Source organism: Okeania sp. SIO3B5 (assembly GCF_010692555.1).
Classification (GTDB): Bacteria; Cyanobacteriota; Cyanobacteriia; order Cyanobacteriales; family Microcoleaceae; genus Okeania.
The window spans coordinates 1-8,173 of record NZ_JAAHHG010000450.1 but is presented as its reverse complement, the minus strand read 5'-3'; the positions used below and the strand labels follow the sequence as shown (position 1 = coordinate 8,173).

The following is an 8,173-nucleotide window of genomic DNA, read 5'->3' as shown; positions in this document are numbered from 1 at the left end:
GGGGGAGTGGAGGAGTGGAGGAGTGGGGGAGTGGGGGAGTGGGGGAGTGGGGGAGTGGGGGAGTGGGGGAGTAGGGGAGATTAAATAGACATCTTCAATAATAAAAAATCAATTATCGTACAGAAATTATCAATTATTTCCCTGTACGGACCTTGCATGAAACGTCCCTACTCTTTTGGAGGAGATGTCTAATATTGAAGTAATTTAAGAAATTATAAACAGATATTATATAATCGGATTCTATGTGCAATTAACCGGATTTGATATTACTCCTACCTCCTCTAAATTCCCCGTTTCTCCTGACTCCTACCCTCACCCATAAGACTTTTTAAGCAAACCCTAATTAGTTTTTCCTATGCTTTCATTAGCCAAAAACTTTCTGTTTATTCATGTTCATAAAGCAGGTGGAAATTCAATTCAATCTGCTTTGTTACCCTATTCTGAAGATTACCAAGAAAATTTGCCTCATACTGAAAAAAGCCAAGATTTTGAGGTGAAAAATTCTCAGTTTCCTTCTTTAAGAAAACATTCTAGTCTCAGGGATTACCAACAATTACTCAGCGAAGAAACTTTTCAAAGACTTTACAAATTTGCTTGTGTAAGAAATCCTTGGGAAAGAATGATGTCTTTCTATTTTTCTCCCCATCGCTTAGGAGAAAAATGGTCAAGGGATAATTTTATCAAACTAATGGAAATTGTTCCGTCAGCCATCAGTATGTTAATAACAAAAGATGAGACAGGACTTAAAACTGTAGAGATGAAGCCAGAAGTTGACTTTATCATTAGATTTGAAAACCTTGAGAAAGATTTTGCTCACGTCTGTGGGGAAATTGGTATTCCTAAGATTAATTTACCTCACAAAAATCAAAGAACTCGGAAAAATTATCTCGATTATTACGACGATGATTTAAGTCAATTAATTGAAAAAAAGTTTGCCGATGATATTGAGGCGTTTGGTTACTTAAATCCTCTAATTTCCTCATAAAAAATTTTGGCATTGATTTTAATTGTCCTAATAAATAAAGTAGAAATATGGTACTTACAACTAATTTAACGCTAACCCGCTCAGAAATGATTAAAAAGCTTACCAAAGAGTATAGCCACTCATTCCCTAGTCAACCTATTTTTGTCGAAACGGGAGCAGGAGTATCGACTTTGGGAATGGCGGAAGTAGGTAAAGAATTTAACGCTAAGGTATACTCATGCGATCGCAATCCTGAAAAAATTGATGAGTTAATTGCTAGAACTAAAGGAAAATTAGATAACGTAGAAATTATCATTGGCGATAGTATCGAGATCCTAGAAGAAATTGTCAAAAAGCATGGGGAAATCCATTTTGCCCATCTAGATTCTGGTGCTTCTGCTATGCTTACTTTCAGAGAATTTCTCACTCTTCAAGACTATATTAAACCGGGAACTGGTATCTTAGTTGATAATGCTGCATTGCCTGAAGAAAAAGAAGTATTAACAGAGGTGAGGAAAGGTAAAATACTTGTTCCTTATTTATTAGCTTCTTCTCAATGGGATGTTCAAGCTCATCCAAAAGCTGGTGGTTCCATGGTTTCTGCCACTTTACATCAAGAAGGTAATTTTGCCGAGTTTGATTATGAATATCCAGAATATGTTGATAAATGGCCTAGCTATTTTGATGAAAATTTGTAATAGCAAAAGTCATTTTTATTATAATTTGTGCGTAAGCATTCAGCTATTAGCTGTCAGTTCGAGGGCAAAAGGAAGGGGTTTTAATGAATATAGACTGTTTTAGGCAGCTTTTATAGTTAAGTATAAATTCTGCCTCAATTAGTAAAGTTTTTATCTAAAACTAAAAGCAATAGCTGAAGTTCGCAGTTCCTCCGGAGGAGGCTTGCTGAAGTCCGCAGTTCCTCCGACAGGAGGCTAGCTGACGGCTGTTTGCGCAGCATTCCGGAGGAAATGCTTACATTTGTGCCACCTTATATCAAGAAGGTAATTTTGCCGAGTTTGATTATGAATATCCGGAATATGTTGATAATTGGTGTAACTATTTTGCTGAAAATTTGTAATAGCAAAAGTCATTTTTATAAAGTGTATTTGATGAAATTTAGCCAAGAGAAATGACAAAAATTAACACCTGGAAAAATTGGAATTATTACAAACCGTTAATGGCACTTCTTTACAGTAGTATTTTTACTATTACATTAACGGGAATTTTATTTCTTAGCAATGTAGTTTTCCCTTATCCTAACATCCCGGATAATCTTGGTGTAGTTAGTCTGAAGCTACAGTACTTCGCCGAACACAAAGATGAATATAATACTATTTTCTTGGGTCCTAGCACTACTTATCGTAGCATAGTACCTAATTTATTCGATAAGTTCATGGCAGACCAAGACTGGGAAATTAAATCTTTTAATTTTGGAATCAATGGAGCAATAGCAGCAGATACTGATTTCTATTTAAGAAAGATAATTGCCTTAAAACCAGCTAATTTAAAGTGGTTGTTTATAGAATACAACGATCGGACTTTTGATCGACTAGAGAATGCTAATTCTGCTAGATCTATATATTGGCATACCCCCCGACAAACTCTATTAAATTTTCGCCTAATCTTAGAAGCAGAACAAGACTTGAAATATAAGTTTTTTGCTGCTTATGCTAACTTTAAAAGTTTCTTTTGTCGAAATTTTTGGATTGGAAGATTTGCTAACTGGTGGCAAGAAAAAGTCTTAGGCTTTAATCTAGTTGAATTTGGTCAAACTGAATTTGGCAAAAAAGAAATACCAGATGCATCAATTTTGGCACAACAATCTGGATATTATGCTTTGGATTGGCAAACCGGAGGAAAATATAATAAGAGACATCAATATTTACTAGATAATCTTGATAATTACTATGAAGAAGTAGACAAAATCAAAGAAGTAAATACTTCCAAAAAGGATTTTAAAACCTATAGTTTTAAAGTTCTTGAAAATATGTGTAACCAATTAAAAAATCAAGGAATCAAGCCACTTCTGTTTATAACTCCAATTCTAAAATCTGAAGCATCAACAACAATCAATTTATATAAACATGGAGATAGTTCTACTCTATTTGCTTTTAACAATCCCGAAACTTTCCCTAATTTATACCAAGTTAACCGTAGATTTGATTTTTTACATCTAAATGACCAAGGTGCAAAAGAATTTACTCATTCTCTTGCAGAACAATTTGCTAAGTATCTTGAAACACAACAGGATGGTTTTTATGGTCAGTCACAAAAATTAAGAGAAGAGCTATTTTAGCTTGAAAAATTCCCAGTTCATTCGACATCTCCAGAAAAGAGGGAATAGGGAATAGGGAATAGGGAATAGGGAATAGGGAATAGGGAACCCACCCCTAACCCCTCCCAGGAGGGGAATTAATTGATAATTTATGCACGATAATTGATTTTATTTTTGATTTTTGGAGATGTCTATTAGACTAATTTGAAAAAAGAATGTTATGAATAGTAAGAGCGATAAAAAGAATTTACAGGAGATGTTCCTTTGACAAATAAAGATAATTTACGCCTTTAAAATTGTATTAAATTCATTCATTCTGACTCCTGACTCCTGACTCCTGACTCCTAAGAAATAGCCTACCTATTTGTAGCAAATATTTATAAAACTGGTATTAGACTAATTAATTTTTGACGTTGGTAATTTGAGGTATGATATCATGTCCGGATAAAAACCCTATAGAACTCCGTTCCGTCTACACGACCCAAAGACTTTCTCCTTCTATTCCTATTTCTTCTTCTTTCTTCCCCTCCTGGGAGGGGGAGGGGCGAGGGCTGGGTTGACTCCTGACTCCTGACTTCCCCTCCTGGGAGGGGTTAGGGGTGGGTTGACTCCTAAATAATTAAGATTAATATCATACACTAATTTACCAACCCCTAATATTTTTGTAAACATGAGACATTGACACTCCACGGACTAAAGTCGCGTGGATTCTTCAGAGGAGCTGTAAATCGGGCTAAAGCCACGATTTCCACATTGCTCGAAACGGCCACATTGCCAGTACCGTACCGTAGTACGTATACAGCAGCAGCTCACTAGGCGGTGTCAATTGCCACTACTCTCTCCGGTCTAGACCATTGAGGCTACTTTTTTTAGTTGTTGGTTGATTCACTCGCTCTGAGGTACAACGTGCTGACTAACGGCTGGAAACAGAGTGCTAACTGACACCGGGCAACCTTTTCGGTTAACCACCATTTAACTGAAGCGTCCATTAGCTATCGGGCTTTCACCATGATTCAGAGGTCTTCGTGTCTTTGGAGCTAATTATAACACATTTTTTTGACTACGGGTTAAAACCCGTCGAGTCGTTTCCCTCCAGCCGTTAAAACTGGCTGGTTTCACACTTACCGAAAATTTCAGATGATTTTTACAGAGTTCCGCTTTCTCTTTTTCTTTCTCACCGTTTTTGGGATATATTGGATATTACGCAAACACAACCATCGTAAGTTTTGGCTATTAGCTTGTAGTTATATTTTTTATGGCGCTTGGGACTGGCGTTTCTTATCTTTAATGTTGGTTTCTACTGTCATTGATTATATTGTTGGCTTGATGTTATCTAGAACTACAATAGAAGAGACTAATGCAGATAAAGAAGTCCAAGAAAGTGATAGAAGAAAAAGCAGTTTTGATTGGGAAAACTTAATCTCCAAACCCCAAAGTTCCCGACAACGCCAAGGATGGTTGATATTAAGTTTGGTTGGGAATCTAGGTATCTTAGGATTTTTCAAGTACTATAACTTTTTCACTGATTCTGCCGCTAACTTCCTCAATTTTCTGGGATTACCCATAAGTTTTCCCCTTCTCAAAGTTATTCTACCTGTAGGAATTAGCTTTTATACCTTTCAAACCCTCAGCTACTCTCTAGATATTTATCGAGGTAAACTTAAACCTACCAAAAATTTCTGGGATTTTGCTTTATTTGTCAGCTTTTTTCCCCAACTTGTTGCTGGCCCAATTGTGCGTGCTGCCATCTTTTTACCTCAGCTATTGACCCCGAAAACGTTTAGTCAAGTGGACGTTAGGGGTTGTTTAATGCTATTTCTGGTGGGATATTTTAAAAAAGCCTGTGTCTCAGATAATCTTTCCCCTCTAGTAGACCAGTATTTTGCTCATCCAGAGGTCTATACAGTAGCGACTGCATGGGTAGGTGTAGTCTGTTTTATTATCCAAGTTTATTGTGACTTTTCCGGCTACTCAGATATGGCGATCGCTTGTGCTGGTTTACTAGGTTATAAATTACCTTTAAACTTCAACTTTCCCTACTTTGCCAGTAGCATCACAGAACTCTGGAAAAACTGGCATATTACCATGTCTAGTTGGTTCCGAGACTACCTTTACGTTCCTTTGATGAGAAGACGAGAAAAGAAAGATAGAACCAGTATATTCTCTTACAGTAATCTGATCTTTACCATGCTAGTAACGGGACTATGGCATGGTGCAGCTTGGCACTTTGTAATCTGGGGAGGATTAAATGGCATAGCTTTAGCTGTACACAAGGAATGGTCAAATTTATTATCGCCCTACAAACGATTACTACCGATTAGAAGAATTATAGGTGTACCTTTAACCTTTTATTGGTTTTGTGCTTCTGGAATCTTTTTTCGCAGTGAAGATTTTTATAGTGGCTTAACCATTGTCAAATCTTTTGTATTGTTAAATTCTCCTGGTACTGAAAATTTAGGACTTCAGACAGCATGGATATTTATTCCTCTAGTTGTACTACATTGGGCAGCATATAAAAATTGGTTGGTTAACTGGTGGCGTGTTATTCCCAATTGGAGTTTTGCCACTTATTATGGACTTTGTGTATCAGCTATTTTACCCTTGGTAGCAGTTGTTCATCAACCCTTTATCTATTTCCAATTCTAGTAATGATTATTTCCCACAAATACAAATTTATATTCTTGAAAACTCGTAAAACAGCGGGGACTAGCGTGGAAATTTCCTTATCTAGATTCTGTGGTGAAAACGATATTATTACTCCTATTTTGCCCCAGGACGAAGTAACCAGGAACCAACTAGGTGTGTTTCCCAAAAACTATCTTTACAATCGTCCTCTAGAGTTAAAAGAATATCAACTTCCAGATTTTCGCCAGTTACTATTTAAGTTTAAACAGCCGCAACTAACCACTAAGTTTTATAATCATATATCAGCTCAAGATGTTAAAAAAGCCATAGGCAAAAAGATTTGGGACAAATATTTCAAATTTTGCTTTGTTAGAAATCCTTGGGATAGAGCTATTTCCTGGTACTATTGGAATATGGCAGACCAAGGAAAGATTAAATCTTTAGATGAAACTTTAAGATATGACGACCCTTATCCTAATTGGGACGTTTATACCATAGATAATCAAGTTGCTGTGGACTATGTAGGTAAATACGAAAACCTGATGGAAGACCTATGCTATGTTTGCAATAAATTAGAGATTCCGTTTGATCAATGGCTGCCAAAAACAAAAGGAAAAATTAGAAAAGATAAAAGGCATTATTCTGAAATTCTAACTTCTGAACAAGCTGATTTTATTAGGAAAAAAGATAGAAAAGAAATAGAATTATTTGACTACAAATTTTAACTTCCCCGGCGGGAAGTCCCGCGCTCTCGATCAGGGAGGCGTCGTATGGGAAAGCCGGGCTAGCGTGTTCGGTTTTCCTATAGTTCTGTTTGCTATATGTTTTGAAATATGTAGCTTGGAAACTGGGTAAGAGAATTATCACGCGTAGACCCAAAAGGTACATCTCAACATTGTTGGGAATGTCTAAACAAAGTGTTTAAGAGCTTGTCAGAGCGCTGGCATTCTTGCCCTAGATGTGGTCAAGAACTAGATAGAGAGTATAACTCACCCACCCCTCTAGCTCCCCTCCCGGGAGGGGATGGGGGTGGGTTGGATTGTTATCAACACAGGGGGAGGACATCACCTCTGTCAAAATAGCGGTCAGGGTTTCCCAGGCTGAAGAATCCTGCGTTGTCCCGTAAGGGCAAGGTCGGGAGTATGTCAATACCATTAGCTTGACAACGTAAAAAAATGTATTCACTCACTCAAACTCAAATCGAACATTTTGAAAATAAAGGTTGGGTTGGTCCTCTAGACACTTTTTCGTTAGCAGAAATTGAACCAATTCAAGAGTATTTAGCAAACAATAGTAAAAAAATAGAAGTAGATGATCAGCAACTGATGGAATTTTATAATCATTTCTTAGGTTATAAAACAACAAGAGAACACCATTTCTGTTGCCAATCTTTGCTTGAAGCTCTTAAAGATAGCAGAATTGTCGAACGTTTAAGACAATTAGGTGAAACCAACTTGCTATTGTGGCGAAGTAATATTTTTTACAAGCTACAAGGACAAGGGGGAATAGGTTGGCATCAAGCTATAGATTACTATGGGCATGATATCAGTGAAGAGGTCGAGGAGTCCAGCAAAACACTGGTATTCCCCAAAAACGAAAATATACTAAATTTAACTGTTTGGTTGGCAATTAAAGACGCAACCCTAGAAAATGGCTGTCTTTACTTTGCTAATGGCACTCATAAACATACATTCAAAGCAATCCAAGTACCAGTAAGCGAGGGTGCATTTTCCTATCTCACCAATGAGAAAATGTCTTGGCAAAAAGATAAGTCCTACTCGAAAGTCTTTGATTTTAATGAGCAAGAATGGGAAATAGAGCCTGTACCTGCAAAAGCCGGTCAGATTATTATCTTTACTGAGAGGGTAATGCACAGCTCTCCTGCTAATTGCTCCAGTCAACCACGGATCGGTATTAATGCCCGTTATATTCCACCCAGTGTTCAGATTTATCCTCATCGAGAAAAGGGCGATTATATTGATGGTACAGGCAATGACATCAGCAAATGGTTTCCTATCTTACTTTCTCAAGATTAGGACTTCAACTGGCTTCCTTGCATGAACAGGCGATCGCGAAAATCTCCTGCCACTATTGCAGTGAACTAGAAATTGTCTACTTTGTACCTGTCCGGTTTAGCATTCTGGTGTTGCTGATTCTGGGTATGATGCAAGCCCCCCTAATATCATGTCCGGTTGAACAGTTATAAATAAACTATGAAGGAGTCAGGAGTCAGGAGTCAGGAGTCAGGAGGGAAGAAAGAAGAAGAAGGAGAAAGTTTTTTTATCACTAATTATCCGGACATGATATAA

The 8,173-nt window shown here is 37.3% G+C and carries 7 protein-coding genes; all 7 read left to right on the top strand.

Going from position 1 to position 8,173, the window contains the following annotated elements; genetic code table 11:
* Positions 1–355: 355 nt before the first annotated feature.
* The 7 genes from F6K54_RS35125 to F6K54_RS35095 all read left to right on the top strand — a co-directional run bounded on the left by F6K54_RS35125 (position 356) and on the right by F6K54_RS35095 (position 7,900).
* Positions 356–985: a sulfotransferase family 2 domain-containing protein gene (locus F6K54_RS35125; RefSeq protein WP_293088331.1), complete on the top strand. Its 630-nt coding sequence runs from the start codon at positions 356–358 to the stop codon at positions 983–985.
* A 47-nt stretch (positions 986–1,032) separates the two neighbouring features.
* Positions 1,033–1,662: a class I SAM-dependent methyltransferase gene (locus F6K54_RS35120; RefSeq protein WP_293088330.1), complete on the top strand. Its 630-nt coding sequence runs from the start codon at positions 1,033–1,035 to the stop codon at positions 1,660–1,662.
* A 431-nt stretch (positions 1,663–2,093) separates the two neighbouring features.
* Positions 2,094–3,260, top strand: a complete 1,167-nt coding sequence (locus tag F6K54_RS35115) for a hypothetical protein (protein ID WP_293088329.1) — start codon at positions 2,094–2,096, stop codon at positions 3,258–3,260.
* A 1,116-nt stretch (positions 3,261–4,376) separates the two neighbouring features.
* On the top strand, positions 4,377–5,885 hold the full coding sequence (locus F6K54_RS35110) for an MBOAT family protein (protein WP_293088327.1): 1,509 nt from the start codon (positions 4,377–4,379) through the stop codon (positions 5,883–5,885).
* Positions 5,886–5,887: 2 nt separating this feature from the next.
* Entirely contained in the window at positions 5,888–6,589 is a 702-nt protein-coding gene (locus F6K54_RS35105) for a sulfotransferase family 2 domain-containing protein (RefSeq protein ID WP_293088325.1), read from the top strand.
* A gap of 192 nt (positions 6,590–6,781) precedes the next feature.
* Complete coding sequence (locus tag F6K54_RS35100; RefSeq protein WP_293088323.1) at positions 6,782–6,946, top strand: hypothetical protein; 165 nt, start codon at positions 6,782–6,784, stop codon at positions 6,944–6,946.
* A 93-nt stretch (positions 6,947–7,039) separates the two neighbouring features.
* Positions 7,040–7,900: a phytanoyl-CoA dioxygenase family protein gene (locus F6K54_RS35095; protein WP_293088322.1), complete on the top strand. Its 861-nt coding sequence runs from the start codon at positions 7,040–7,042 to the stop codon at positions 7,898–7,900.
* The last annotated feature ends 273 nt before the right edge of the window (positions 7,901–8,173 follow it).